This is a genomic window from Spirosoma spitsbergense DSM 19989 (assembly GCF_000374085.1).
Taxonomy (GTDB): Bacteria; Bacteroidota; Bacteroidia; order Cytophagales; family Spirosomataceae; genus Spirosoma; species Spirosoma spitsbergense.
Window position 1 is genome coordinate 21,130 of record NZ_KB893577.1, and the last position, 25,944, is coordinate 47,073.

Consider the following 25,944-nt stretch of genomic DNA (forward strand, 5'->3'; position numbering starts at 1 on the left):
GCAAAGATAGTAAATTTCTCGGCGCAAGAAAATACTTTTGTAAAATTACCTCGTTTAACCTGACACCAGGCCAATGAAAATACTTAACGTTGATCAGATACGTGCCCTTGATCAGGCAACCATCGAAAAAGAACCCATCGCGCCCATCAATTTAATGGAGCGGGCAGCCCTTACGTTTGTAGACTGGCTGGCAGAGCATTTTCCCGTTACAACCCCCATCAAAGTTTTTTGCGGATTGGGCAACAATGGGGGGGATGGACTGGCCATTGCCCGACTGTTGCTGGAGCGGGAATACGCCATCGAGGTATGCGTTGTCCGCTACGCCCCCCGCGAATCCGATGACTTCATGCACAACCACCGGCGGCTCAAACTCATCACCGAAACGATCCGGTATATCGAATCAGGCCAGGATATCCCGGCTCTTCGCCACAACGAGGTGGTTATCGATGCCATTCTGGGCTCGGGTCTGTCGCGCCCGGCCGATGGCATTGTTCAACAGGTGATCGAGCAGATCAACCGCTCACCGGCTACGGTTATTTCGGTTGATATTGCCAGTGGGTTATATACAGACAAGCCCAATGCCCCGAACGATGTCATTATCGAACCCGATTACACAGTCACCTTTCAGTTGCCCAAACTGGCCTTCATGCTCCCCGATAATAGCCGCTACGTAGGTGACTGGCAGTTTGTTGATATTCGCCTGCACAAACGATTTATCGACAAGGCTCCTACCCCTTATTATTTTACGCAGGCGCAGGATGCCCGGCTGTTACTAAAAAAAAGAAACCGTTACTCCAACAAAGGAACGTTTGGCCATGCGTTGCTATTGGTGGGTAGCTACGGGAAAATAGGAGCCGCTGTGCTGGCCGCGAAAGCCTGCCTACGGTCGGGGGTGGGGTTACTGACGGTGCAGGTTCCCCAGTGTGGATACACTATCCTGCAAACAGCGGTACCAGAAGCCATGTGCCTTCCCGACAGCCATCAGCATGTGCTAACCGGCAACCCGGAAACCAGTACGGGAAAAGCAGAAAGTCCTGACCTGGCCAGTTACGCTACTGTGGGTATTGGCCCCGGCATTGGCAAAGCACCCGAAACACTGGAGATGCTGAAGACACTACTGAACGGGTTGAAAAAACCCATGGTTATCGACGCTGACGCGCTGAACTTACTGGCCGAAAACCGCGAGTTGCTGAAGAAACTGCCCCCCGACAGCATACTGACTCCGCACCCCAAAGAGTTTGAGCGGTTAACAAACAAGTGGGATAACGATTACCAGAAGCTGGATATGCTGCGGCAGTTTGCCCAGACCTATAAAATTGTCGTTGTACTGAAAGGAGCCCATACGGCCGTTGCTACGCCCGGTGGCGATATTCATTTCAACTCAACGGGCAATCCGGGTCTGAGCACGGGCGGAACGGGGGATGTACTAACCGGTATACTGACGGCCCTGCTGGCCCAGGGCTATGACCCCATTGAAGCGGCCGTGCTGGGTGTGTACGCACACGGACTGGCGGGTGATCGGGTAGCCGAACAACGCGGTCAAACCGGCATGATTGCCTCAGACGTCATCGAAGCGCTTCGGTGGGATTGAAGCCGGGTGTAATTTCCCGGTTTTGACGTGTTGATTTTGGTCGGATAACGTATTTCTACGTGGCAAAGAAAACCGGGGTTTCTCCCCTGTTTTTGCAACAGGCCGTTCCCGAAATTTGTATCGGAACAAACACCCATATTGACACACCATGAAATACGGAACGCATCGAGACTGGCAGCCTGAAAACCCTTCGCGCAGAGGCCGGTCTAACTTCGATTATACAACCGCTTTAGGTAGCCTGGCAGCCGCTTTGCTGGTGTATATTATCTACCATATTTATCCGCTGGTATCGCAGGGTTTGCTGTGGTGAACAACGAGAAAAGACGCTGGACGAAAGAATTTCTGTTGTAGAAATTGTCTTCAATCCAGCGTCTTTTCTCCGTTGTTCTCTTTTTATTTCATCAGTTGATAGGTAGCAAAAGCTGCGAGGTAGGCCAGAGCCATCATATACCCCAACTGAACAGCGGGCCATTTCCAGCTTTTTGTTTCGCGCTGCGTAGCGGCCAGAGTGCTCATGCACATCATAGCGAATACGTAGAACACCAGCAATGACCAGGCCAGCGCCGGGGTGTACATCGGTCCGCCAGTTGCCGGGTTCCGCTCCTGCCGGAGTCGCTCACGGATGGTTATACCGCCGTCATCTTCCCCGTCGCCCCCACCAATGCTGTAGATGGTCGACATCGTCCCGACGAACACTTCGCGGGCCGCGAAAGAACTCAGCAGGGCAATACCAATTTTCCAGTCGTAACCCAGTGGCCGAATAGCGGGTTCGATAAAATGGCCAAACTGACCGGCGTAGGAGGCTTCCAGTCGTTCGGAAGCGATACGGTTCTGTAACGCATCGCCCGTCAGGGTGGCGCTTTGTTCACGCGCACGAGTCTCGGCCTGTTCCATCGAGTTGCCGGGTCCGTAGCTTGCCAGTACCCAAAGTACGATAGAGATTGCCAGGATAACCCGCCCCGCTTCCCAAACAAACGAACGCACACTCTCCCACACCGTCAGGGCAACGTGGTTCCAGCGGGGTAGTTTAAAGGTGGGCAACTCCATAATAAAAAAGCTGGTCTCCTTGGTACGGAGGAAGAGTTTCAGGATAGCAGCAGACGCTATGGCACTGACCAAACCCAGCAGGTACAAACTCATCAGGGCCAGCCCCTGTAAGTTGAATAGTCCGAGAATACGACGGTCTGGCACAACCAGCGCAATCAGAATAGTGTAAATCGGTAACCGGGCAGCACAGCTCATAAGGGGCGTTACCAGAATCGTGATGAGCCGGTCGCGCCGGGTGCCAATGCTTCGGGTAGCCATAATGGCCGGTACCGCACAGGCTACGCCCGAAATAAGGGGTACGACACTCCGTCCGTTCAGGCCAAACTTCCGCATGATCCGGTCCATAATAACCATCACCCGAGCCATGTAACCCGATTCTTCGAGTAGCGCTATCAGCAAAAACAAAAAAGCGATCTGCGGTACAAAGACCAGCACGCCCCCAATACCAGCCATTACCCCATCGGTAAGCAAATCAGTAAGAGGTCCGGCAGGCAGGTTTGTCTTCAGTTGCCCATTGAGCCAGGCTACGCCCGTATCGATGCCATCCATGAACGGTTGTGCCCAGGCAAAAATGGCCTGAAAAATCAGCAGCAGAACAAAGGCAAAAATAGTGTAGCCCCAAACCGGATGGAGTAGAAAACGATCCAGTTGCTGGCTCCAGGTTGGCGTATCGGCAGCATTTTGTTCCGTAACGGCCTCCGATACAATGGGAGCAATACGTTTGTAACGGGTAATGGTTTCGTCGGCCTGAAACGTCTGTTCGCTAAACCCGTACCGGTCAATGAGGGTATCAAGCCCGACCCGCTGGGATTGATTCAGAAAGGAGAAACCGTCGTGCTGAATCAGGTACTGTAAGGCGAGGTAGTTACTATTGAGGGTGTAGTCTTTTCTTGTTTCCGCAATCAGTTCGGCAGCCCCGTCGGCAGGGTCGAAGAACAGGCTGGGCGGTAACACCGGCTCCTTCATTTGGCCCTGTACGGCCTGTTTGAGCTTATCCAGTCCTTCGCCGGTGCGGGCGTTGATCCGAACAATGGGGATGCCCAAACGCATAGCCAGTCGTACGGCATTGACATCTTTCCCCTGTTTCTGGGCGACATCGAGCATGTTAAGCGCCAGCACCGCAGGCACGCCCAAATCGGCGACCTGTGTAAACAGGAGCAGGTTCCGATGCAGATTGGATGCATCGACAACAACAATGGCAACATTGGGGTAATCGGGATGGGCGGGGTTAGCCAGAATATCGGTTACGACCTGCTCATCCAGCGACTTGGGGTAAATGGAATAGACACCAGGGAGATCAACGACAGTAGCAGAAGTCTGGGCATCCAGAGGCCACGTACCGGATTTCTTATCTACCGTGACACCGGGAAAGTTACCCGTTTTCTGACGCAGGCCGGTCAGTTGATTGAACAGCGACGATTTACCGGCGTTCGGGTTGCCGATAAGGGCAATGATGGGGGCACTCAACTATGTATGATTTGTGATCGCGGTTTGTGGCGAACGAATCATTACCACAAACCAGCAAACTATTCGACAAGCATGGTGGACGCTTCGGATTTACGCATGGCCAGACAGTATCCGCCTACCTTCAGGCAAATAGGGTCGCCGAGCGGGGCTTTGCTGTGAAGGCATACTTCAGCACCGGGCAAGCAGCCCATTTCGAGCAATTTTAACGACATCAACTGATTGTTGAACGACTGAATGGTGGCTCGTTCTCCAATTTTCAGGTCAGCTACGCTACGTTTGCTCATGGCCCTGGTGCCGGTTTGAAGCGGCTGTTTTTATTTAGATTCAATTTAATTAACGCAAGATTACAACGGAAAGTTTTTCTATGCAAGAACGATTTGTAAAAATACCAACGCCCCTGGTCTGGTCCATTCAGGCAATGATCACCGGTCACGGATATTTAAACCTGTGGCTAATAACTTCTTAGTTACCGGACGCTGATACTAGTCACACCCTGCCGGGCATTCCAGGCAGGGCCACTCCTGGTCGGTAATTACAGAAGGAAACTATTGATCCCTTCCCCGTTATTTCAGCAAATCCCAGGCAAACCGCAGAATAGTGGCGGCAATGACGACTAGAAAGAATACCCGGATAAAGCGATTGCCTTTCAGGATAGCCAGCCGTGCTCCCAGAAACGCCCCCGACAGATTGGCCACTGCCATAGGGAAAGCAAACGCGTACAGAATGTAGCCTTTGTTGGCAAAAAACAGCGTGCAGGATAGATTCGTAGCCGCATTGACCAGTTTGGCGTAGGCGCTTGCCTTCAGAAAATCGAAGCCAATCAGGGTGATAAAACCCAGCACCAGAAAACTTCCGGTTCCCGGCCCAAAAAAGCCATCGTAGAACCCAATCAAGCCCCCCATCAGCCACATCCGTACGCGTTGCTGCTCCGCCGTGACAAGCCGTTGCGACACCTGCCCGAATCCCTTTTGGGTGAGCGTATAGATAAATACCGCGATCAGAATAACCAGTGCGAATGGCTTCATAAAACTATTCGGTACTCGTGTCAGCGTCCAGGCACCTGCCCAGGAGGCAACAAAGGCGATAGCCATCATTGGGGCAATGAACTTCCCCACTACCACCACACGTCGGCTGTACTGAAACGCCCCCATCAGACTGCCGCCCAGCGAAGGAATTTTAGTCGTTCCGATGAGCGTCGGGACAGGATATTGCGGCAGGGTGAACAGAATGGCCGGTGTTTGAATCAACCCACCCCCGCCAATAATGGCATCGATAAAACCCGCCAGAAATGAGAATCCGCAGAGAATAAAAACAGAATGATAATCCATGAAGCGCATTAGAACACAAAACTATTTCTTTTTCGCGTCGGCAGCGCACCGTAAATTTGCAGCATCAGGAAAAGAGTATGACAGAATCGATACGGCAGATGGGCGCATTGATGCGGAAGGAATTCCTGCTGGAGTGGCGGCAGCGCTACGCCCTCAACGGTATGCTGCTATACATAGTGAGTGCGGTATTCGTCTGTTACCTGAGTTTCAACGCCCGGCGTGGCCAGTTGACACCCATCGTCTGGAATGCCCTTTTCTGGATTATCCTGTTGTTTACCGCCATCAATGCCATTGCCAAAAGCTTCGTTCAGGAGCGTGCCGGGCGGCAGTTGTACTACTATACTCTGGCCAGCCCGCAACAGATTATCCTGTCGAAAATCCTGTATAACACCGTTCTGATGCTGGTCCTGGCTTTGTTGGGTTTCAGCGTTTATGCGTTTGTACTGGGTAATCCGGTCAAGGATGTGCCTTTGTATCTGGTAGCATTAGTACTGGGTGCCATTGGCTTTTCGGCTTCGCTGACTCTGGTTTCCGGGATTGCCAGCAAAGCCGAAAATCCATCGACGCTGATGGCCGTACTAAGTTTCCCAACCATGCTGCCGCTGCTGCTGGAGTTACTAAAAATATCGAAGAATGCGCTCGACGGTCTCGACCGGAGTATTAGCTGGAAAGAAGTTGGAACCGTATTAGCCATTGATGCTATTGTACTGGTACTGTCCTGGTTATTATTTCCGTTTTTATGGCGGAGTTGAAACACTTAGTTTGATGTTTGATGTTCATTTAGCGGCAATTCCAGCCTGCTCCTACAGCTACAAACGTCAAACAACAAACAACAAACGATAAACAATGAACAACAAACGATAAACAATGAACAAGATTTGGTGGAAAGCCCTCGCAGTCGTCATTATGACGTATGTTATTTTCTGGGGCTTACTTGGCCCCGTACCGCGCCAGCCGATTCTGAACGAGAGTATCCGCAACGTGTCGTTTCACGTGCCGCTCTGGTTTGCCATGATCATTTTGCTGGTTACGTCAGTTATCTACTCCGTTCGCTACCTGCGTAAGGGCCGAATGGACGACGATCTGATAGCCGTTGAGTTTGCCAATACGGCTATTCTGTTTGGTATACTGGGATGCCTGACGGGAGCTATCTGGGCTAATTTTACCTGGGGAGACCCGTGGCCCAACGACCCTAAACTGAACAGTGTAGCCGTGGGGATGCTTATGTACATGGCTTATCTTATTCTGCGCGGCTCATTTGACGATGAGCAGCGACGCGCCCGTATATCAGCGGTTTATAATATTTTCGTCTTTGCAGTCTTCATTCCGCTTATATTCATTCTTCCTCGCATGACCGACTCCCTGCATCCCGGCAACGGGGGCAACCCGGCATTTGGCAAGTACGATATGGACAACAGCTTACGCATGGTGCTGTATCCGGCCGTTATTGGCCTTACGCTCATCGGTGTCTGGATTACACAGTTACGGGTTAGACTGCGTCGGGTAAAAGTCGCTATGGATGATTAAAGTCCATGAATTCCCCGGAATGATTCCCGCTATCTTTACGTTACTTTTTTAGCTATTCATGTTTCCAATGCAACGAACCCTCTTTTTTAAATCGTCCCTGCTGGCTCTCCTTCTGCTAAGTCAACAAGTGATGGCGCAACAACCAGTAACCAATGGCGTTGAAATGGCCGACCGGCTCCGGGCCGATGGCAAGATATGGGTGGTAGTAGCCGTTATTGCAACGGTTTTTGCGGGTATCGTTGTTTATCTGATTCGGCTGGACCGTCAGATTGGCAAACTGGAAAAGGAAGTACAAAACCAGAAAAAAGACGTAAGACAGAAAACAAGTGACCTCAACTAGCTGTCGTTCCTTAATTATATAACTCGATCAACATGAAACTCTCTCATATAATCGGCATAATCGTTATCGCCGTCGCCATTGGTGTCATTGCCAGTACGGCGGGTGATGCCAGTGTGTACACGACCTTTACGAAAGCACAGCAGATGGCCCGTAATGGCGACGACAAAATGATTCACGTCGTTGGCAAGGTGAACAAAGACGCGCAGGGCAAAATCACCGACATGCTGTACAATCCAGCCATTGACCCAAACCACTTCGAATTTACGCTGGTCGACAACGACAACCGGGCGCAGAAAGTAGTGTACAATAGTCCCAAGCCGCAGGATTTCGAGCGTTCGGAGCAAATTGTGGTGATCGGTGCCATGGAAGGGGATCATTTCCAGTGCAACAAAATTCTGCTCAAGTGCCCATCCAAGTACCAGGACGGCAAGCTGGAAACGACCGAACACACGGCAAAAACGGCACAGCTATGAGCTTACAGGAAATTGAAATTGCTATCAAAAAATTAACCAGCGAAGAACGGGCCAAATTATCTGCCATTCTTGCCGAGCAAGAGAGCAGAGAGTGGGACGAGCGTTTGGAAAAAGATTTGAATTCCGGTCTTTTTGACAATTTGATTGCTGAATTGACCAACGAGTACAAACAAGGGTTGACAAAACCCTTATGAAGCATCAGACCTTTACCCGTTTTTGGAAGCGTTATTATGAATTGCCTAAGTCCGTTCAAGAATTAGCTGACAAGAATTACGAATTATTAAAAGTTGATCCGTTTCACCCCTCACTGCATTTCAAGAAAGTAGGTCGAAGGCAACAGTTTTGGTCGGTTCGGGTTGGAGAACATTATAGAGCAGTAGCCATAGAACCAGAAGAAGGTGTTATTGCGTGGTTTTACATTGGCCACCACTCAGAGTACGATAAAATCATTGATCAATGATACACGAAACAGTAGGTCAACTCGGCCATTTTTTTGTCATTCTGTCGTTCGTTACGGCACTCGTCGCTACGGTTGCGTACTTCCTTTCGGCTTTGAGCAGTGGGAAAAAAGTTCAGGCCGAATCTGTTGAAGAGCGGGAACTGGCCTATGCCGGAGAGTCAACGTTTAATGGTAAAACGGCCAAACGAAAACTCCCACCCCAAACAGCGAAGAGTGCATCGGTTTCCGAAGCGAAAGACGATTGGCGGACGCTGGCCCGCTGGTCCTTTTACCTGCACGGGGCGGCCGTAGTTGGGGTAGCGTCGTGCCTGTTCTATATCATTTTCAACCACTATTTCGAATACCACTACGCATGGAGTCACTCATCACTGGCGTTGCCGGTACAGTACATGATTGCCTGTTTCTGGGAAAGTCAGGAAGGCTCGTTTCTGCTCTGGTTATTCTGGAATGCGGTGTTAGGGGCCATTTTAATGCGGAGCAGCGGCTCGAAATGGGAAGCCCCCGTTATGACCGTTTTTGCTCTGGTGCAGGCGTTCCTGGCTTCCATGATTCTGGGCGTTGTGTTTGGCGAAACCTTCAAACTCGGTTCTTCGCCCTTCATGCTGTTACGGGATGCAATGCCCGAAGCACCCATCTTTGCCTCTGACCCAAATTTCATTCCTAAAGACGGAAACGGGCTGAATCCACTGCTACAGAATTACTGGATGGTTATCCACCCCCCCACCCTGTTTCTGGGATTTGCTCTGACGCTGGTGCCCTTTGCCTACTGCATTGCCGGTCTCTGGCGCAATCAGCCCCTCGAATGGATTCGCCCGGCCCTGCCCTGGACCTTATTCGGTGCCATGATTCTGGGAATCGGTATTATGATGGGTGGCTACTGGGCCTACGAAACGCTCAACTTTGGCGGGTACTGGAACTGGGACCCCGTCGAAAATGCGGTGTATGTTCCCTGGCTGGTTATGGTGGCAGCCCTGCACACAATGCTGATTGCCAAACGTAGTTCGACCGGCCTCAAATCGGCCATCATACTAACGATCAGCACGTTTCTCCTGATTCTATACGCTACGTTCCTGACGCGGAGCGGTATTCTGGGTAATGCATCGGTACACTCCTTCACGGATTTAGGCTTATCCGGGCAATTGCTGGTTTATCTGCTGGTGTTTGTGGCCCTGGCTCTATTACTAGCCACCGTCAAGTGGAAAACGATTCCGAGCGACGAACAGGAAGCCTCGGTTTATACCAAAGAGTTCTGGCTGTTTATTGGTGCAGTGGTTATTTGCCTGGCTGCTTTTCAGGTTATCGCTACCACCTCAATACCGGTCTACAACAAGATTATGGAAGCCTTTGGCAAAGTCTCCAACATGGCTCTACCCGCCGATCAGGCGGCTCACTATTCGAAGTTCCAGATTTGGTTTTTCGTGGTTATTGCGCTGCTAACCGGCATTGGTCAGTTCATGTGGTGGCGTAAGCTGGAAAATAAAAAGTGGGACGCGCTGATTACACCCGCCATCCTGACGCTTATCATCAGCGCGGGTCTGATTACGTTTGGTTCCGTTAAAAACCCGGTTTACATGGCCTTGCTGGTCGCATCAGTTTTTGCGCTAACCACCAACGGCACCATTTTGCTGGGAATTATTCAGGGGAATTACCGCATGTCGGGGGGCGCCATTGCGCACCTTGGTCTGGCGCTCATGCTGATTGGCATTCTGTACTCGTCCGGCTACTCGCGGATTATTTCCATGAACAACAGCGGCCTGATGATTTCCAACTCGGAAGACTTCACCAAGAACGGCAATAAGGAAAACAAAGAGAACGTGTTGCTCTGGCTTAACCAGCAGGAGCGCATGGATCAGTATCAGGTTACGTACCGGGGCCAGTGGGTTGAGGTGCGCGATGTGCCCGGCTACGTGCCGCGTCAGGATGTAATGCCCATTGAAGGCGACTTCCACGGTATTGCCCAGCGCGATATTGAGCAGAATGGCAAAGTATACCATAAGAAAGGTGACACGCTGGCTTTGTACCCCGAAAACGTCCACTACGCCGTTGAATATCGGGAACCAAGCGGTCAGATTTTCACCCTGTACCCCCGCATTCAGGTAAACCCACGCATGGGCGTTATCCTGTCGCCGGATAGCCGTCATACCATCGGGCGGGATATTTACACCTACATCGCCACCGCTCCCGACCCAATGGAGGAGAGCAAGTGGGAGAAAACCGAAACCTTCTCCGTTGCCGTTAAAGACACGTTCTTCCTCAACGATTACGTGGCCATTCTGGACAATGTGGTACGAACAGACAAAGTGGACGGCATTGAGGTTGGCCCGAATGACGCGGCTGTTCGGGCAGTAGTACGGGTGCTCGACAAAAATGGCGAACATGTGCTCAATCCGGCTTTCGTTATTAAAAATCGTATGGTGGCCCACCCGGCCGAAATGAGTGATGAACTGGGCGTACGCATCCAGCTCAACGAAATCAACCCACAAACGGGCAAGTTTACCTTCGCCGTGAACCGGACCCAGCGCGATTATATTGTGATGAAAGCGTTCGAAAAACCGCTTATCAACATCCTGTGGATTGGCACGTTCGTGGTTATCATCGGCTTTATCATTGCCAGCGTACGGAGGTATCGGGAAGGAAAGAAAGTCAAGCAGTTAGCCAGTTAATCAGTCGATGAGTTAGCGAGTCGATTAGTTGTTGATTGTTCCACCAGGAATTAACTAATCGACTCACCCACCTCAGCGGATTGACTGCTCAACTGACCAACTCATTTATGAAACTCCGTGAAATAATACTTCTGGCGGCTGCCGCTGGTTTTCTGGTCATCTGGATAGCCGAGTACCAGCGTACCACTTTTGGTGATAGTTACTGGCTACTGATGCTGTTTCTTGGCTTTTTGCTGGCGTTCCAGTACGTTCGTAGTAAACGTATCGAACAGAAAAAATCCGTATCGCCCACTGTTAAGCAAATGGTGGAAAAGAAGAAAAAAAAGAAATAGTTTATAGGTTGAGTTTTATAGTTGCCAGTGCCGGTCCACCAGCTATAAACCAGAAACGTTAAACCTTGAACCATAAACCTGTTTGGAACCCTACGTCCTTTTGTTTGGTGCTTTGCTTGCCCTCGTGCTGGCCGGTTTTTTCTCGGCGGTCGAGATGGCCTACGTGTCTGTCAACCGGCTTTATTTTGAACTTCACAGCAAGCAGGGACCGCTTGGGGAGAAACTGGTGTCTGGATTCCTGAAAAATCCTATCCTCTTTGTGGGCACCACGCTTACGGGCAACACGCTCTTTCTGGTGCTGTATACCGTACTGGGCGTGATGGTGCTGAATCCACTGCTGCTCACGCTGCTTCCGCCAAACTGGGCTGCGAATGAATTCGTCGTAATTTCTATTGAGACCCTTATTCTGACGCTGGTTTTTCTGCCGCTGGCCGATTACATTCCGAAAAGTCTGGCCCTGATTCACCCCGACCGTTTTCTGGAAGCACTGGCCATCCCGATCTGGGTTATTTATAAAGCAATTGCACCCATCGTCCGGCTACTGGTAGGCACCTCACGGTTCTTTATCCGGTACATACTGGGTAAAAAAAATCCGGAAATCCGGCCCGTTTTCGGACTAACGGACCTGAATCATTACCTCCAGCAACTAAATCAGAAAACCGATACGGAGAAAGATGTCGAAGTAGACACGCAAATTTTTAACAATGCCATTGAGTTTCGGGATGTGCGGGTGCGTGACTGTCTGGTTCCCCGTACCGACATTACAGCCATAGATGTAGAGGATTCAGTGGAGGACCTACGGCAGGCCTTTCAGGACAGTGGGCACTCCAAAATTTTAGTGTACCGCGATACCATCGACAATGTGATTGGCTATTGTCACGCCCTGGCCCTGTTTCGAAAACCGGCCACTGTCGAAGAAATCATTACGCCTATTATCACCATTCCCCAAACGATGCCCGCGCAGGACCTGTTTCTGCGGTTTATGGCCGAACGTAAAAGCCTAGCCCTGGTAGTCGATGAGTTTGGCGGAACGGCTGGTATAGTCAGCATGGAAGATATGGTCGAGCAGATTTTCGGGGAGATTCAGGATGAGTATGATACCAACGAAGACTGGACCGAACAACAAATCGACGAAAACACCTGGTTGCTGAGTGCCCGACATGAAATTGACGACCTGAACAGAACATACGGCTGGCAGATACCCGAAGGAAGCCGAACCTCAGCCCGCTACGACACCCTCGGCGGACTGATTCTGGCTATGCACGAAGATGTACCAAAAGTGGGGGAAATTGTCGAAGTGTCCCCTTTTACGTTTACGATCGTTTCCATGGACAGCACCCGCATCGATACCGTAAAAGTCCAGCTTAACCCCGAAAAAGAGTAAGAACATAACCTGAATTTCTGTGGACGCAACAACCATTCAACAGGCAGTAGCCCAGCATTTATTGGCCGTAAAAGCGGTGCAACTCCGGCCAGAGGAGCCTTTCACCTGGAGTTCGGGCTGGAAATCGCCTATTTATTGCGATAACCGCGTCACGCTGGCGTATCCGGAAGTACGCAGTTTCATCAAAAACGCCCTGGCCGAACTGATTCAGTATCAGTTTCCGGGCGTCGAGGTGATTGCCGGAGTCGCTACGGCGGGTATTCCGCAGGGTGCCCTGGTAGCCGATGCACTGGGTCTCCCCTACTGCTACGTCCGGCCTGAACCAAAGGTCCACGGTATGGGGAAACAAATTGAAGGCCATCTGCCTCAGAGTGGCCCTCTGGGCCCACAGAAGGTGGTGGTCATTGAAGATTTGATTTCAACGGGCGGCAGTTCGCTCAAAGTGGTGGATGCGTTGCGGGCGGCTGGTGCAGATGTAATTGGTATGGCGGCTATTTTTACGTACGGGTTCCCCGTAGCCAACGAAAATTTTGCGGCTAAAAACGTGCCGCTGGCCTGCCTGAGTAATTACGAGTCCCTATTGACCGAAGCCCAGGCGCTCGACTATATTTCGGCCAGCGCCATGCAATCCCTGGCCTCCTGGCGGGAAAATCCGGCTGACTGGGGGAAGTAGTAAACAGTGACCAGCGATCAGCCTCTCTCGCAGTTGAAGATAATAATTGGTTGTTGGTTGATACCGGTTTACTGTTCATTGATAACTGATTACGTTATGGCTACCGTTACTGCCCGCATTGAGCGTACCCCCTACGAAACGCACCTGACGACGGGTACGCAGGTTATCGTTGCCGACGAACCAGCCGATTTAGGGGGTGGGGACAAAGGAATGAAGCCGGGCGAGTTACTGGCGGGTTCGCTGGCTGCCTGTACGGTCATGACCCTGCGCATGTATGCCGACCGGAAAAACTGGCCGCTCGATTCGGCCGTTGTCCACGTCGACTACACCCATGACCTTACCACGAAGCGATCTTTGTTCTCGATTCAACTCATTCTGAACGGCAATCTCGACCAGGAACAACGCGCCCGCCTGCTCGAAATAGCCGACCGCTGTCCCATCCATCGGATCTTGCAGAACCCCATTGATTTTGATACCATACTGGTCGATGATGCCCGGTTAGGAGCAACTAGTAGTATTGAACTTATTAGCTGATTGTAAACGCAGAAATCCCGATGAGCGAAACACCCGACATGACCAAAACCTACACAAACGGTGAAATTACTGTTGTCTGGAAACCCAGCGTCTGCATTCATTCCAAAGTGTGCTGGACCCAGTTAATCGAGGTGTTCAACCCAAAAGAGCGACCCTGGATTAAAATGGATGGAGCCTCTACCGACCGAATTGCTGAGCAGGTAGACCGCTGCCCGTCAAAAGCATTGAGTTATTACCGGAATGAAGACGGCATTAAATCCGAAGACGTACAGGCCGAAAGCATTGTGGAACCGGTACCAAACGGTCCCTTGCTGGTGTATGGTAACCTGCGCGTAAAGGATGCCAGTGGGAATGAGACCCAGAAAAATAAAGTCACTGCTTTTTGCCGGTGCGGAGCCAGCAGCAACAAACCCTACTGCGACGGCTCACACATCAGAATTGGGTTTGTGGGTTGAGAGTTTGTTTATGTCACACGGGAAGCATTGAACGTATATCCGACGCACGAGTGGGGTAAGCAAACAGCGTTTCACCTATCTCCTTAGCCGGGATGCCGTACTTCATCGCCAGCGTGAACAGGTTGATGAGTTCATCACTGCCCGCTCCCAGCAGATGTGCCCCCACCAGCTGCCCGCTTTTTTTGTCAACGAGCGTTTTGAATCCGCTGAACGGTTCGCCAATCCGTCGGCTGGTATACCAATCGGACGTCTCCTGAAACGTTACCGTTACCGAAAGCCTTTCCTTTCTGGCCTGCTTTTCCGTCAGACCAACGGAAGCCAGTGTCGGCACCGTAAACACGGCCGATGGAGTGGGATTATCGGCAAACGTTCGCTTATTTCCATTCAGAATATTTTCGGCCACGATACTACCCTCATACGAGGCTAAGGGCGTGAGGGGCAACCCCTTACTCGACACATCCCCGCAGGCATAAATGGCCGGGTTCGACTCACTCTGAAGGTATTTATTGACCACAACGCCTTTTTTATCGACAATGACACTAGCTTTCTCCAACTCCAGGTCCGCCACGTTGGCTACGCGTCCGGCTCCGTGAACCGCCATCAGTGTCGAAACCGAATGAGATTTATCTTTTTGCTCATAGTGAACTGTCAGTTCGCCCTCCCTGCCTTCTACGGCCGTTACTTCAGCGTTAAAAATGAACTTGATTCCAACGGCCTTTAGTGCTTTCACCAATAGACTGACCAAATCAGCATCGAAGTTTTCGAGTGGTCGTTTGCCCTGATGAATGATCGTCACTTTAGCCCCCGCCCGGGCGGCAATGTGGGCAAATTCCATCGAAATATAACCCCCACCAATCAGGACAATTTTTTTCGGCAATTGGGGCAAATCCAGGAAGCCGGTGCTATCCGTCAGCAGTTCTTCGCCCGGAATACCAAGCGGTTGTGGTCGCTGTCCGGTAGCAATGACGATGTGGTTGGCCTGTAACGTTTCATCCCCTACGCTGATGGTGTTTTTGGATAGGAACGTGGCCGTTCCATGAAAAGCCGTAATGCCTTGTTTGGCAAATCGGGCTTCGGTGTCTTCCGGTATATCGTCCGTAAAGGATTTCTTGAATTGCATCAGGTCTGGCCAGCTGATAACTGCTTTGGATTTGATGCCATTGCCAAGCATCTGCGCCACCCGATCTACCAGTTCGGCAGCGCCCACCAGTACTTTTTTGGGGTCGCAGCCCCGCTGGGAGCAAGTGCCCCCAAACGGCAATTTATCAATAATTGCCACGGTTTTACCCGCTTTCCGAACGGTTTGGGCCACTGCTTTTCCGGCCGAGCCCGTGCCAATAACAATAAGGTCGAATGATTGCATGGTCAATAATACGTAGTGAATCGTCAGCCTTATAACGAGCGAATAAATGGGCAGGTTATAAAAACGGCGGATTCTTTCCGGTGTCGCCCTTTGGTAAACGCGTTACCCACCAAATCAGCAAAAGCCTAAGCGCGTGTTCTCTATCGAACGAGTCAGCTTCTGATGGTAAACTCAATTTTCTTTTGGTCGGTTTCGTCCGGCAATAAACCAGTCCCTGCTACAGCGTCGGGCTTGTTACGGCCAACGTTGAGGGTGTAAGAGCCTTCGGCAAAGATACGGGGACGAAACGTACGGCCTATAATACGTTCGGTGTACAGGATTTCGCCCGTTTTTTCATCAATAACCTGAACAACCGGGTCGTTTTCGCTGACGTTGAGCGTTGGCAGATAGCCGAATACCTTCCGGCCATCATTATCGGCCATTGAAAATATCATAGGCCAGCCCGTAAACTGCTCAGAATCGCCCCTGGTTACATCGGCAAACCGGGGCCAGCATTCGAAGGTTATGGTGCGCTTTTTCTTATTAAACCGGACAAGACCATACCCATCGCCCCGCCCGGTACGGTTTTCCCTGAGTGCCTTGAGGTTACCCGGTTTGGGGTTGGCATAGGCATGCATCGTAATCCGATTACCCAGCCCGTCTTCGTAGTCGCCCGTCCAGGGCAGGGGACTGGCAATGGCACTACCTCCCCCCGCCCGCTCGTCTTCCGGCCACCACCACCGACCGTAGATGGTATTGACCAATGCCGGGCTGGTAAACGAAATCGGCCCATCGCGGTACGTATCAATGCCGTGCCGAACAACAACGGCCAAATGCTGGTCGCCACAGAGATGCGTAGCCAGGCACCGGCGGAGTTCCATAAGTGCCTTGTTACGGCCCGTCTGTGGCCAGCCGTTGCAGTCCAGATCGGCCAGTAACCGATTGCTCATCATGCCATGTAAATGAACGGCTCCACAAAACGCCGTTTGGGATAAGACGGCTTTCATCGTTGTACCTTCCCAGTTTTGCCCCCAATGGTGCAGGAAATTGAGCTGTCGTTCGCCCAGCAGGTCGAGGCCGGGCAGGTCAATGGCGTTGCGGTCATAGGCCGGGTCGTTGATGTGGTCGGGGCGTGGCCCTAACGGCGGCACCTTCCCTTTCGGCCCGCTTTTAAATTTACGGTCTTCCACAATGGCAAAATCTACCCCACCCACGTTGATGTTCGTGTAATAAACGCCAATGCCCTGATTGATAACCGTGGGGTCATAGGCATCGGGCAAATGCCAGGTCTGGCAGCGTTCAACCATTTTGACGTAAGCGGCCGGGTAATAATACCCACCCGAATCCCCGGCGGTGGAGTCGGCCACGATGCCTCCTTCTCCCCAGAAGTTACCCTGCCCCACGTCATGATCATCCGGGATCATAATGACCGGCCGGTTCCGCATGACATCGGCAAACTGAACCCCAAACAGCAGAATACCATACGTATGGTATTCATGAACGTAGGATTGATCACCGGCAAAAAACAGGATGTCGGGATCGTGCCGGTTTATATTGCGGATGTACTCGGCACGCTGCGCAAAGGTCTCGTCCTGATTGGAGTTACAAGACATGGACGCAATCACAATTTCGTCTTTATGAATCGGGTCGGGTCGGATGGTTCCGGAGAATTCGGCCTGTTTGTCCAGCCGTACCCGATACGCTACTTCTTTGGTATTATCCCACTTGTCGATTCGAAAGTGAGCACTCCACCCTGGATATACTACGTTCTGTTTTTGTATTCTCTTCCAGGTATTTCCCTGCTTCATTTCCAGTAGTACCGAATGGGGTTCGTTGGGGTAAAGTGGAAAGAGTTGCGCGGTTATCTTCAACACACCCCGGTCGTGGGTGTATACCGCGTAAGCAATGACCTGGTCGCGGGGGCGTTGCTGCAAAAAGTCAGCGATTCGTTCGTTCCCTTTCCAATTCCACCACTCGCCCACGGCGCAGGCATCCAACACCTTGCCCCGATCTGTGCCAAACGGAAACGGATCGTTCATTTTAGTATAGGCACTGGCGTTCAACGAAGGCAGGGAAATAGCCAACGCGAGGGCAGACGTATTTTTGATGAACTGTCGGCGGGTATTTTTGGATGTTTCCATAAGACGAAAGTAGCGTGGAGCAGGTTTGTTTTGCTAGAACTTAACCTACTTTTTATCACCATACTACAGGCAACCAGCCCGTCGTCCCACTTTTTCAGCGCTTACGCCACGCCGGTAAAGCAACCCGAACCTGACTACGCCAGTTTACTTGTCAATTCGTTGATAATATGGCTGTACCGGGTGGGGAAAAACTGCGGCTTCAGCGGGATGCTCTGGTCCCTGACGTGTAGTGTGTACTCTTCCGGGGCGACGTAAATTGTGGCAAAATCGCCGAATTCAGGGGAGCCGTGCGCTTTGAGTTCATCCAGCAAGGCAGATAGATCGGCTTTGCTCAGGTCAGCCTTTGTTTCGGCCCGCAGGGTGCGGTCGCCTTCGCGTTTGGTGAGGGAGAACGTAGTCTGTGGCATTTGGGTTAGCTGGTTATTTTTCTTCTACACATTCCAAACGCGCCGGTAGTAATTATCGTGCCCGGAGAGGTATTCGGCCAGCCAGGCAGCAATGGGCTGGCTGGTATACGATTCGTAGTAAGTGTAGGCCGGGCAGGGGTTAACTTCAAAACAATACACCTCCCCTGTTGGGCTAATCCGCAGGTCGATACCCGAAAAATTCAAGCCTAATGCCTTTGACAGGCTCACGCAGCTGGCCGCAACATCGGCCTCTAATTCGTACGGAGCCAGCGTGGCCGATTCACCGGTTTGATGGAGAGCGTAGCGGTAGTCGGTAGCCTGCGCCGTAATGCGCGTGGCCAGAACCAGTTCGCCAATAACGTGTACCCGCACATCGAAGCCATCCACCTGCTCCTGAAACTGCACCGGACAATGGCGGATGAGGGCTAGTTTTTCGGCATCCGTCCGGGGGTTCCAGGCCTGAACGATTGACCGCACACCACTAATCGACTTATAGATAACCCGATTATGGTGGCGTTCGCAAAAATCCATCACCCGGTCCGGATTGTTCGTAATCAGCGTATCGGGGGTTAAGAAGCCGTGTTGCTGAATAAACTGCGCCTGATACGGTTTTGAGTTGTTGGAAGCCATTGCCGGCATACTGTTAACCAACCGACACCCCGCCCATTCGCTCCATACACTCAGGTGCTGAATGAGCCGCCGGGTGTGCATCCGCAGGGGATCGTCGACGGGTAGCCGCTGAAATTCGGGCAGCACTTCATCATCCACCAACCGAAGGTAAACCCCGCTTATTTCGGCCAGCGGGTACGTTTGTCCCTGATACGTGAGGGTGCCGCCCAGATTCCCAACGGCATCTATCGTCAGGTTCAAATCGGTTTCGGCAAAGTGACGCTGACTAACCGCCACATAAGGCTGTTCGAGTACGTCGAGTTCATCAAGCAAACGCCGGATGGGCGATTCGCTCGGTATACCCCAGGTCAGAACCATTGGACATTCGGTTTATGAGGAGATGAATCAATTCATCGCCATAGTGGTGAAACGTGGGAAATACCGTTGCCCCAACGAATACATAGGCGGCATCCTGCTGCAAAAAATGCAGTTCGAGCAGGTTAGCCTCGCTCTGCCGGGCCAGGGTAAGACAGGCTTCGGCCGTTATGCCCGGTGGTATACTTCCCAGCAGTTGACCATCCAGTACCAGCACACGCACATCGGGTATAGCCGGAACAACAAACTGTGTGTCTTCGGGCGGGGGCCAGTCTGGAGAAATAGGTAAACCGGCCCGCACCGCCAGCAGTTGCCACTCGGCGAGTACAAGATGCCGCCCTCCCAGCGAAACGGGCGTGGGCGGATTATACAGCCGGGCCGCTTCTAAGGTGTGTAGCAGACTTAAATACAAGGCATTGATTTCCTGCGAAACATACTGATATTGCCGGGGGTCGGTCTGTTTCCAAACGACCGGATCGAGGTGATATAACCGATTGATAACGACCGAAACATCGTTCTTTTCAATACGCCGGCCATTTTGCAGGGTAATCGAAAAATCATTGCCCACTCGCCCAAGCGTATGGGTAACCTCACGGGCAAACAATAGCTCGTCCATACTAACGATCAGTACGGGCATGTCAGGATCAGCCTGTTGCAGCCGCTGGCACAACCAAGCCGCGTCAACATCGTGCAAATGGCAGAGGATCAGAAGCATGTTTTTTTGTTTGATGGTTGATGTTCGCAGGTTGATGTTGCGCAGTGCGGTTTTACCCTACAGGTAATCTGGTTTGTCGGACCGCACCGCACAACATCACTTACGAACCGTAGACTAATCATCGGGCCGCGTTGTCGTAGTTCATCTTATTCATCATGGCATCGTTGGCTTCTTTGGTGAGTTGGTCAGCTACGTTTTGCCCAGACTGCAAATCATCTTCATTAGACAGAGCCCCCTGGCTTAGATCGGGGCGCATGTCGGTACTAATAAAGGTATCGAGCGTTTGCACGTACGCTTCGAGTTGAGCGACCCGGCTTGCCAGATCACCGCCCGCCCCTCCGGCTGTTTCCATCGATTGCCCCGGCAGAATCGGGTTGCGAATGGGGTCTGGGATGGGTATCGGGCCTTCCGGAACGCGCTTTATCACGTCGCGCAGGTCTTTAAGGCGTTTGTTTTCGAACAATTCGAGTTTCTCGTTTTTACTTTCTTTAATCTCGTTCTTTTCAATTTTAATTTCTTTGATTTCCTTGATTTCGATCTTCTCGATTTTAGCCTCTTTGATAAGCAATTTCGTAAGCCGGTCGTAAGCCCGTTTGCCCCCAATGATCCCCGCTCCCGAATGCTGATCCCAGCCAGCCGGGCCAATATCTTTGGCCGTAGCAATCAGAGCCGCTTTAATGCTGTTGTGCGTTGCCGATGGTTTAGCCTGCTTGAGCAGGGCGCACACACCAGCCGCAATAGGCGTAGCGGCCGACGTCCCACTGTCGGACGTGAAATAGCCCGTGAAGTGAGTAATACTGCAAAAATCGGGTTTGTGCGGGTCGAGGGAAGCAGGGCCCTGACTGCTATACCCCACAAACTGTTCGTTTTTGTTGACGGCTCCCACCGTCATTACCCGCGGGTGGCCATTTGCGCCCCAAATGCTGTTGCCGGGGCCACTGGTAGCACAACGCCCGTCGGGGCAGGTATCCCCGCAGTTACCAGCTGCAAACAGCACAATAATACCCTCGTCGATTGCTTCGACTACTTTGCGCGTGAACGGGTGGTTGGGATTACTGGCGTAATCGGGTGCGGCAGCGGTATTGAAAATACCCCAGCTATTCGTCAGTATGTGCGGTGTACCGTTGAGCCGGTGCTGGTTAATGGCCCACTGAAATGCCTGAAGCGCATTGGAAATAACGCCCACCGTTGCAGACGCATCGGCAATGCGGAGGTCGTAAATCCGGCAGTTGGGAGCCATACCCAGCACGTCGGTCGAACACATATTACCGTGATATCCCCATGATGCTCCCCGCGTGCCCCAGGTAGCCGTGGGCCAGCCACCAATCACGTTATTGATGGTATGGGCGGGTGCTTCACCAGCCGCTAACGGACGGCCTGCGGCTGTAATCCCCCCGTCTACAACGCCCACTACGATCCCTTCTCCCCGCTTGCCAGCACTCCATATCTGATTGACTCCTAAGTAATTGGCAACATCGGCGATGGTACCTTTTGGTGTACCCGACGCGCAATCGCAGGGGGCAATGGGGCAGGCGATGGGTTCAATGATGGGGTCCGACCAGATCTCGACCACATTTGGATTAGCCATTGCTTCCTTGCGCTGTGCATCCGTCAGGGATGCTTTCACCACTACGTGTTCGTTGTCTTCGTTGGCGGCCAGCATTTCCATCCGTTGCGTGTTCGACGGCTTCACCGGCACCGGACTAAAGTCGGGGTCGATAGTGAACCCCATCGTAGAGGCCATCGTACCGGCCCGCACGGCGGCTCCCATCACAGCTTCGGCTTCGGCTTCGGCTTGAGGTACCCGCATCTCAATCAGAACACTCTGGCTCTGTGCGCCCGACGACTCATCCTTCGGGGCAGTTGTTTTCGTTTGTTTTTTCATTGGGTAATGATGTGTTAACGGGTTGACAGCAGAGAGCGAAATGCCCCGGCCATTACGAAAGTAGTGCGGGCGCAAGGCTGATTATCCGTTATACTGAGCAAACGGTCAACCCCTATTATTTAACGGTAAATTCATACTTATTAATGAATTAATGTACTTTCTACACCCTACTACTGATGAATGTAGTGAAGGCCAATTACGCGCTAATTTCCTCATATACAGTCACATTCGACTTGTTTACCCCAATTCTGAAGGGTAGTGAATTGAAAATTACCCGTTCTGCCGTACTTTACGGGTATGAACAAACGGCTTGCCATCCCGGGCATTGTGGTTCCAGCCAAAACCCACAAACTAAAATGGATACATCCACGCAGGCCCAACTCTATCTGTCCGACCAGCGCGGGTGTTCACAAACTGACTTTTTTCGCAGTTACCATGTGTTCAATTTCGGGTCGTACGTAGCCGAAGCCCGTAATCCTTTTGGCACGTTGCGGGTACTGAACGACAACACCCTCGCAGCCGGGCATGGCATAACGATGCAGGTAGAACAGCATACGGATGTACTCATTCTACCACTTTTGGGAGGACTGGAATACGAAAGCACGAGAGGCAATGGCTTCCTCGAGACCGGACAGGCGCAGCTTTTTTCGTTGCGCAGCGGTATGGATTACGGTATCAACAACCCCTACGAAACAGAATCCATCAATTACCTGGAAATCTGGTTCACGAATTCTTTACCCGCCTTTACGCCCGGTATCGACCAGACGCACTTTGACTTGACTGTTGCCAATAAACTTCTGCCCCTATTTTCCATCAGCCACACGGGTTCTGTCAGCCCGCAACCGGGCCAGAGTTTCATTGGCCGATACGCTGGTCGGGCAGAGGATAGGTACCACCTTAAAGAGCCCCGGAACGGCGTGTTTGTGTTTGTACTGCGTGGTGTTTTTGAAGTGCAAAACCGGCTGTTGCACCAGCGGGATGGCTTGAGCCTGACGAACATACAGAGTGGCGCAGTCGACTTCGAAGCGCTGTCAAATGATGCTGTGTTGCTGTTACTGGACGTTCTGCAGTAGAGCACCAGGAATCGAGTCTGGATTCTCTTCCGTGGAATCTACCGTCATTTAGGGACGGCATCTTGTCTAACGTCCTGTCGGGAGTTATCATTGGTGGGAATTGGCAGGTCTCTGCACAAACGGATAGTTATGCGGAGTGAACAGCACCTAGTCTTTTGAGGTAGTTGTTACCGGACTGCTTTACCCTTTCTTTTCCTACTCCTATACTGTCACTATCTTATCTGCCATACTGTCTACAAACGCCTTCAAGTAATTGTTGGCGTAGCTTTCCCTGTCATGGAGGAAGAGGAACACGTAGGCGAAAGAAAAATCGACAATGTTGTTGAAAAAGCCGAAGTCACTAGGTGAGAACCTTCTTGGCGCGCTGGTTAAAACGAGACTAATTCAATTCAATTGAATTGGCTACTCAAATATCCTACCTTAAATTCATTCATAGTTAGTCTTAGCAAACTGACTGGCAAACCATTAGGGATTTGGTCCATATTTCCCTAAAATTAGGTTCAAATTCGCTCTACCCATAAATCATTCATTCCCTGTATGGAAAGCCAAGTGAAATCGTCACAGGACTTAGGTCAAAAAACGGAAGATGTTATTTCCAGTTTTGGCGAAGCTTGGCGTAATAAAAATTGGTTCAGGGTATTGACCACGCTTTTAAGCTTATTCCTTACCCTCTGTAGCCCTCCTTCGATAAATACCTTATTAACTGGATTCAATCTGGCGACTTTGCCCACTTGGTACAACTGGGTGTGGGGAATAGGGTGCGTATTGCTTTTTGTAGGATCAATTGTAGTGGCCTCCGCCAAAAAAGTAACGGAACGATTTGTAGGTACTAATGCCATAAAAGGGTTGTTGCCGTTTGAACGAACTGATGCAGAAACGTTTGCCAAGCTTGGCCGCAGTACACCTCTCAGGGAATGCCTGACCGTTTTGACAGGCAATAGCTTTCGATTTGGTATCCTAAACGGCGAATCGGGTTGCGGTAAAACGTCGTTTTTGCGGGCGGGTGTACTGCCCCGACTTAACGCGAGATCTGATTTTCGGGCGGTTTACGTCGAGTTTACGAATCGAAACCCGGTAGAAACCATTCGAGAGGCCCTCGCTACCGAGCTAAAGCCGACGGAAGTTCTGCCCCCATCTGCCGACTTGTCCCTGCTTTTCCAGGCTGCCGCTGGAACAGGGAAACCGCTGATTCTTCTGTTCGATCAGTTTGAGCAGGTTTTCTTTCAGAGTCGCCATAGTGTCGCCACCGACCCATTCTTTCAAGCCTTAGCCAACTGGTATGGCCAGCGAATGCAACACGGCCATCGGATTCTGCTATGCTGGCGCCGGGATTATTACTACCAATCGACCGACCTGCTAAAAAGAATGGGTGGCTCCATCGGCTTTCAAGAATTGTTTTCGCTGGAAAAATTCACCCCCCAACAGGCCACGGATGTGTTTAAGGTCATAGCCGAGGAAACCAACTTACAGTTCGACCAGAAATTTGTTGAAACGATGATTGAAGAGGAACTGGCCGATACCGAAACGCAGGAAGGAAGTGCCAGCATGAAAGTATCGCCGGTAGCAGTGCAGATTATGGCCTGGCTGGTGGCAGGACAGCAAACAACCGACACCAGAGGGTTTGACCGGGCTGCCTTCCGCGAATTAGGGGGCGTAGAAGGCCTAATGGAACGGTTTCTGCGACGGGTACTGGAGGGACGAGGCCCTAAAGGTCAGACCGACATGAAGGTATTGCTAACTCTAACCAATCGGGATACCGGCGCACGGGCGGGTCTGCTGCCGATTGGAGCCATTCAGGAAAAAGATGAAACCCTCTCGGCGGAAGATATTGCCGAGTCACTTGATTTTTTGGGTAGCCCACAGGCCCGGTTAGTTATAGCGGAAACAACTGGCTGTAAACTGGCGCATGAACGGCTCATTCCAGCGCTGCTGAAAATAGCGGGTTCTGTGTTAGGCCCACAGGAACGGGCCAACCAATTGCTAAACCGTCGGGTATCGGCCTGGGTGGAGAACAGTAAGGATTCACGCTTTTTATTAGGTCTTGGGGAATGGCTTTCCATCCGGAAGCACCGCCCGACTATTGTTTGGGGAAATCAGAGCCAGGAAGCAACCAAACGGGAATTACTCAAGCAATCAGCCCAACGCTGGCAAGTTCGGCTTGGTTTCCTAACCGCTTTGCTGGTTATAGTGTTGGCAGGTTATGGATGGTTACAAACCGATAATGGGCAACTATGGCAACTGGAAAATACGCTAAACCAATTAAAAGAATCAGGCAGTGACGAGAGTAAGGTTTGGACAATTAGAACAATAGCAGACATAGGACAACCACACCAAGCTCTAGCAGATATCGAGGTAATCCATGACCCTCACAAAATCGCAGAATGCTTAATAGTCATCGCTAACGAGTTCATCTACCTCAAAGATACTGTCCAAACAAGAAAGGCTCTGATAAAGGCCTTAATGATCGAATATAAAGAAGACATTACGTTGTCGGCTATCGCCAACGCATTTGCTAAAATAAGAGACAAAGATGGGATAAACCAAACATTGAGAGCAGCTAGTAGCTTATCCAACGACAACGACTTTCTAACTGGCAAAGACAAAATACTATCAGCCATAGCTAAAGCATTTGCTGATGTAAACGACAAAGAAGGTATTATCCAAACGTTGAGAGCTACTACCGGTATGGGTGACTTCGATAAGATGCAAACTTTACCAGCCATAGCTGAGGCATTTGTTCAGATTCATAATAAAGAAGGGATAAATCAAACATTGAGAGTTGCTAATACCCTACCAGACGAATACCAAGCCGATATTCTAATAGCTGTTGCTGCTGCATTCGCTAAACTAAACGACTATGGACTGGAAGTCCATAGGTTTAAGAACGAATGGAATTCGTCTGGTTCGGTTGAAACCGACTGAAAGTATACCACTTTAAGTGGGCTACTCCAGAATAAAATTCTCATCCCCATTGGGATGCTCCTTGTGATGATCCAAGTACGCTTGTAGCAACTCGTCAGTAATACTACCCACGCTCCAAGCACCGTAACCAACACCCCAGAAATGACCGCCCCAATACCGACGCTTCAATTCAGGAAACTCTTGCAAAAGCAACTTCGCACT

At 51.2% G+C, this 25,944-nt stretch carries 26 protein-coding genes; 16 read left to right on the forward strand and 10 right to left on the reverse strand.

What is annotated here, in order from left to right:
* Positions 1–73 precede the first annotated feature (73 nt).
* Entirely contained in the window at positions 74–1,591 is a 1,518-nt protein-coding gene (locus tag B157_RS0125460; RefSeq protein ID WP_020606140.1) for a bifunctional ADP-dependent NAD(P)H-hydrate dehydratase/NAD(P)H-hydrate epimerase, read from the forward strand.
* A gap of 148 nt (positions 1,592–1,739) precedes the next feature.
* Positions 1,740–1,901, forward strand: a complete 162-nt coding sequence (locus B157_RS39125; RefSeq protein ID WP_020606141.1) for a hypothetical protein — start codon at positions 1,740–1,742, stop codon at positions 1,899–1,901.
* 83 nt (positions 1,902–1,984) lie between these two features.
* On the opposite strand, the gene feoB is transcribed toward B157_RS39125, so the two are convergent.
* From feoB to B157_RS0125480, 3 genes are all read right to left on the reverse strand, one after another.
* The gene (gene feoB, locus B157_RS0125470; RefSeq protein ID WP_020606142.1) at positions 1,985–4,105 is read right to left on the reverse strand and encodes a ferrous iron transport protein B; all 2,121 of its coding nucleotides are present in this window, start codon (positions 4,103–4,105) and stop codon (positions 1,985–1,987) included.
* A gap of 59 nt (positions 4,106–4,164) precedes the next feature.
* Entirely contained in the window at positions 4,165–4,389 is a 225-nt protein-coding gene (locus tag B157_RS0125475) for a FeoA family protein (RefSeq protein WP_020606143.1), read from the reverse strand.
* Between the two features lie 279 nt (positions 4,390–4,668).
* A complete protein-coding gene (locus tag B157_RS0125480; protein WP_026308969.1) occupies positions 4,669–5,433 on the reverse strand; it encodes a sulfite exporter TauE/SafE family protein in 765 nt (254 codons plus the stop codon).
* Between the two features lie 77 nt (positions 5,434–5,510).
* On the opposite strand from B157_RS0125480, the gene B157_RS0125485 reads away from it, so the two are divergent.
* From B157_RS0125485 to B157_RS0125540, 12 genes are all read left to right on the forward strand, one after another.
* Positions 5,511–6,185 (forward strand): heme exporter protein CcmB, encoded by a 675-nt coding sequence (locus B157_RS0125485; protein ID WP_020606145.1) that lies wholly within the window; start codon positions 5,511–5,513, stop codon positions 6,183–6,185.
* 115 nt (positions 6,186–6,300) lie between these two features.
* Entirely contained in the window at positions 6,301–6,960 is a 660-nt protein-coding gene (gene ccsA / locus B157_RS0125490) for a cytochrome c biogenesis protein CcsA (RefSeq protein WP_020606146.1), read from the forward strand.
* Between the two features lie 67 nt (positions 6,961–7,027).
* The gene (locus B157_RS0125495) at positions 7,028–7,300 is read left to right on the forward strand and encodes a CcmD family protein (RefSeq protein ID WP_020606147.1); all 273 of its coding nucleotides are present in this window, start codon (positions 7,028–7,030) and stop codon (positions 7,298–7,300) included.
* A gap of 32 nt (positions 7,301–7,332) precedes the next feature.
* A complete protein-coding gene (locus B157_RS0125500) occupies positions 7,333–7,773 on the forward strand; it encodes a cytochrome c maturation protein CcmE domain-containing protein (RefSeq protein ID WP_020606148.1) in 441 nt (146 codons plus the stop codon).
* The gene (locus B157_RS0125505) at positions 7,770–7,967 is read left to right on the forward strand and encodes a hypothetical protein (RefSeq protein WP_020606149.1); all 198 of its coding nucleotides are present in this window, start codon (positions 7,770–7,772) and stop codon (positions 7,965–7,967) included. Before B157_RS0125500 ends, B157_RS0125505 begins: the two co-directional genes overlap by 4 nt.
* Positions 7,964–8,233: a type II toxin-antitoxin system RelE family toxin gene (locus tag B157_RS0125510; RefSeq protein ID WP_020606150.1), complete on the forward strand. Its 270-nt coding sequence runs from the start codon at positions 7,964–7,966 to the stop codon at positions 8,231–8,233. Before B157_RS0125505 ends, B157_RS0125510 begins: the two co-directional genes overlap by 4 nt.
* Positions 8,230–10,896, forward strand: a complete 2,667-nt coding sequence (ccsA, locus tag B157_RS0125515; protein ID WP_020606151.1) for a cytochrome c biogenesis protein CcsA — start codon at positions 8,230–8,232, stop codon at positions 10,894–10,896. The genes B157_RS0125510 and ccsA (B157_RS0125515) overlap by 4 nt, the downstream gene beginning before the upstream one ends.
* A gap of 107 nt (positions 10,897–11,003) precedes the next feature.
* Positions 11,004–11,228, forward strand: coding sequence for a hypothetical protein (locus tag B157_RS0125520; RefSeq protein WP_020606152.1), 225 nt, complete (start codon positions 11,004–11,006; stop codon positions 11,226–11,228).
* Between the two features lie 82 nt (positions 11,229–11,310).
* Entirely contained in the window at positions 11,311–12,612 is a 1,302-nt protein-coding gene (locus B157_RS0125525; RefSeq protein WP_020606153.1) for a hemolysin family protein, read from the forward strand.
* 19 nt (positions 12,613–12,631) lie between these two features.
* Positions 12,632–13,285 (forward strand): orotate phosphoribosyltransferase, encoded by a 654-nt coding sequence (gene pyrE / locus B157_RS0125530; protein ID WP_020606154.1) that lies wholly within the window; start codon positions 12,632–12,634, stop codon positions 13,283–13,285.
* Positions 13,286–13,381: 96 nt separating this feature from the next.
* Positions 13,382–13,819 (forward strand): OsmC family protein, encoded by a 438-nt coding sequence (locus B157_RS36010; protein WP_020606155.1) that lies wholly within the window; start codon positions 13,382–13,384, stop codon positions 13,817–13,819.
* Between the two features lie 20 nt (positions 13,820–13,839).
* A complete protein-coding gene (locus B157_RS0125540) occupies positions 13,840–14,274 on the forward strand; it encodes a (4Fe-4S)-binding protein (protein ID WP_020606156.1) in 435 nt (144 codons plus the stop codon).
* A 13-nt stretch (positions 14,275–14,287) separates the two neighbouring features.
* On the opposite strand, the gene B157_RS0125545 is transcribed toward B157_RS0125540, so the two are convergent.
* The 6 genes from B157_RS0125545 to B157_RS0125570 form a co-directional block, all read right to left on the reverse strand.
* Complete coding sequence (locus tag B157_RS0125545) at positions 14,288–15,637, reverse strand: dihydrolipoyl dehydrogenase family protein (RefSeq protein WP_020606157.1); 1,350 nt, start codon at positions 15,635–15,637, stop codon at positions 14,288–14,290.
* A gap of 152 nt (positions 15,638–15,789) precedes the next feature.
* Positions 15,790–17,757 (reverse strand): alkaline phosphatase D family protein, encoded by a 1,968-nt coding sequence (locus B157_RS0125550; protein ID WP_020606158.1) that lies wholly within the window; start codon positions 17,755–17,757, stop codon positions 15,790–15,792.
* Positions 17,758–17,891: 134 nt separating this feature from the next.
* Entirely contained in the window at positions 17,892–18,164 is a 273-nt protein-coding gene (locus B157_RS0125555; RefSeq protein WP_020606159.1) for a hypothetical protein, read from the reverse strand.
* Between the two features lie 24 nt (positions 18,165–18,188).
* Complete coding sequence (locus B157_RS0125560; protein WP_020606160.1) at positions 18,189–19,151, reverse strand: ATP-grasp domain-containing protein; 963 nt, start codon at positions 19,149–19,151, stop codon at positions 18,189–18,191.
* Positions 19,099–19,863, reverse strand: a complete 765-nt coding sequence (locus B157_RS0125565; RefSeq protein WP_020606161.1) for a hypothetical protein — start codon at positions 19,861–19,863, stop codon at positions 19,099–19,101. Before B157_RS0125565 ends, B157_RS0125560 begins: the two co-directional genes overlap by 53 nt.
* A 118-nt stretch (positions 19,864–19,981) precedes the next feature.
* Positions 19,982–21,748: a S8 family peptidase gene (locus B157_RS0125570; protein WP_020606162.1), complete on the reverse strand. Its 1,767-nt coding sequence runs from the start codon at positions 21,746–21,748 to the stop codon at positions 19,982–19,984.
* Between the two features lie 356 nt (positions 21,749–22,104).
* Between B157_RS0125570 and B157_RS0125575 the strand changes: the two genes are divergently transcribed.
* Positions 22,105–22,821 (forward strand): pirin family protein, encoded by a 717-nt coding sequence (locus tag B157_RS0125575; RefSeq protein WP_020606163.1) that lies wholly within the window; start codon positions 22,105–22,107, stop codon positions 22,819–22,821.
* Positions 22,822–23,544: 723 nt separating this feature from the next.
* Positions 23,545–25,743, forward strand: coding sequence for an ATP-binding protein (locus tag B157_RS0125580; RefSeq protein ID WP_157618589.1), 2,199 nt, complete (start codon positions 23,545–23,547; stop codon positions 25,741–25,743).
* A 21-nt stretch (positions 25,744–25,764) separates the two neighbouring features.
* Here B157_RS0125580 and B157_RS0125585 read toward each other — a convergent pair.
* Positions 25,765–25,944, reverse strand: a 180-nt coding sequence (locus B157_RS0125585; RefSeq protein WP_020606165.1) for a transposase, incomplete at its 5' end; no start/stop codon positions are given.

Excerpts from the sequence above, each read along its gene's own strand:
- B157_RS0125460 (WP_020606140.1), top strand. The coding sequence starts at position 74 with ATGAAAATACTTAACGTTGATCAGATACGTGCCCTTGATCAGGCAACC.
- B157_RS39125 (WP_020606141.1), top strand. The coding sequence starts at position 1,740 with ATGAAATACGGAACGCATCGAGACTGGCAGCCTGAAAACCCTTCGCGC.
- B157_RS0125475 (WP_020606143.1), bottom strand. The coding sequence starts at position 4,389 with ATGAGCAAACGTAGCGTAGCTGACCTGAAAATTGGAGAACGAGCCACC.
- B157_RS0125480 (WP_026308969.1), bottom strand. The coding sequence starts at position 5,433 with ATGGATTATCATTCTGTTTTTATTCTCTGCGGATTCTCATTTCTGGCG.
- B157_RS0125485 (WP_020606145.1), top strand. The coding sequence starts at position 5,511 with ATGACAGAATCGATACGGCAGATGGGCGCATTGATGCGGAAGGAATTC.
- ccsA (WP_020606146.1), top strand. The coding sequence starts at position 6,301 with ATGAACAAGATTTGGTGGAAAGCCCTCGCAGTCGTCATTATGACGTAT.
- B157_RS0125495 (WP_020606147.1), top strand. The coding sequence starts at position 7,028 with ATGCAACGAACCCTCTTTTTTAAATCGTCCCTGCTGGCTCTCCTTCTG.
- B157_RS0125500 (WP_020606148.1), top strand. The coding sequence starts at position 7,333 with ATGAAACTCTCTCATATAATCGGCATAATCGTTATCGCCGTCGCCATT.
- B157_RS0125505 (WP_020606149.1), top strand. The coding sequence starts at position 7,770 with ATGAGCTTACAGGAAATTGAAATTGCTATCAAAAAATTAACCAGCGAA.
- B157_RS0125510 (WP_020606150.1), top strand. The coding sequence starts at position 7,964 with ATGAAGCATCAGACCTTTACCCGTTTTTGGAAGCGTTATTATGAATTG.
- ccsA (WP_020606151.1), top strand. The coding sequence starts at position 8,230 with ATGATACACGAAACAGTAGGTCAACTCGGCCATTTTTTTGTCATTCTG.
- B157_RS0125520 (WP_020606152.1), top strand. The coding sequence starts at position 11,004 with ATGAAACTCCGTGAAATAATACTTCTGGCGGCTGCCGCTGGTTTTCTG.
- B157_RS36010 (WP_020606155.1), top strand. The coding sequence starts at position 13,382 with ATGGCTACCGTTACTGCCCGCATTGAGCGTACCCCCTACGAAACGCAC.
- B157_RS0125540 (WP_020606156.1), top strand. The coding sequence starts at position 13,840 with ATGAGCGAAACACCCGACATGACCAAAACCTACACAAACGGTGAAATT.
- B157_RS0125545 (WP_020606157.1), bottom strand. The coding sequence starts at position 15,637 with ATGCAATCATTCGACCTTATTGTTATTGGCACGGGCTCGGCCGGAAAA.
- B157_RS0125550 (WP_020606158.1), bottom strand. The coding sequence starts at position 17,757 with ATGGAAACATCCAAAAATACCCGCCGACAGTTCATCAAAAATACGTCT.
- B157_RS0125555 (WP_020606159.1), bottom strand. The coding sequence starts at position 18,164 with ATGCCACAGACTACGTTCTCCCTCACCAAACGCGAAGGCGACCGCACC.
- B157_RS0125560 (WP_020606160.1), bottom strand. The coding sequence starts at position 19,151 with ATGGTTCTGACCTGGGGTATACCGAGCGAATCGCCCATCCGGCGTTTG.
- B157_RS0125565 (WP_020606161.1), bottom strand. The coding sequence starts at position 19,863 with ATGCTTCTGATCCTCTGCCATTTGCACGATGTTGACGCGGCTTGGTTG.
- B157_RS0125570 (WP_020606162.1), bottom strand. The coding sequence starts at position 21,748 with ATGAAAAAACAAACGAAAACAACTGCCCCGAAGGATGAGTCGTCGGGC.
- B157_RS0125575 (WP_020606163.1), top strand. The coding sequence starts at position 22,105 with ATGGATACATCCACGCAGGCCCAACTCTATCTGTCCGACCAGCGCGGG.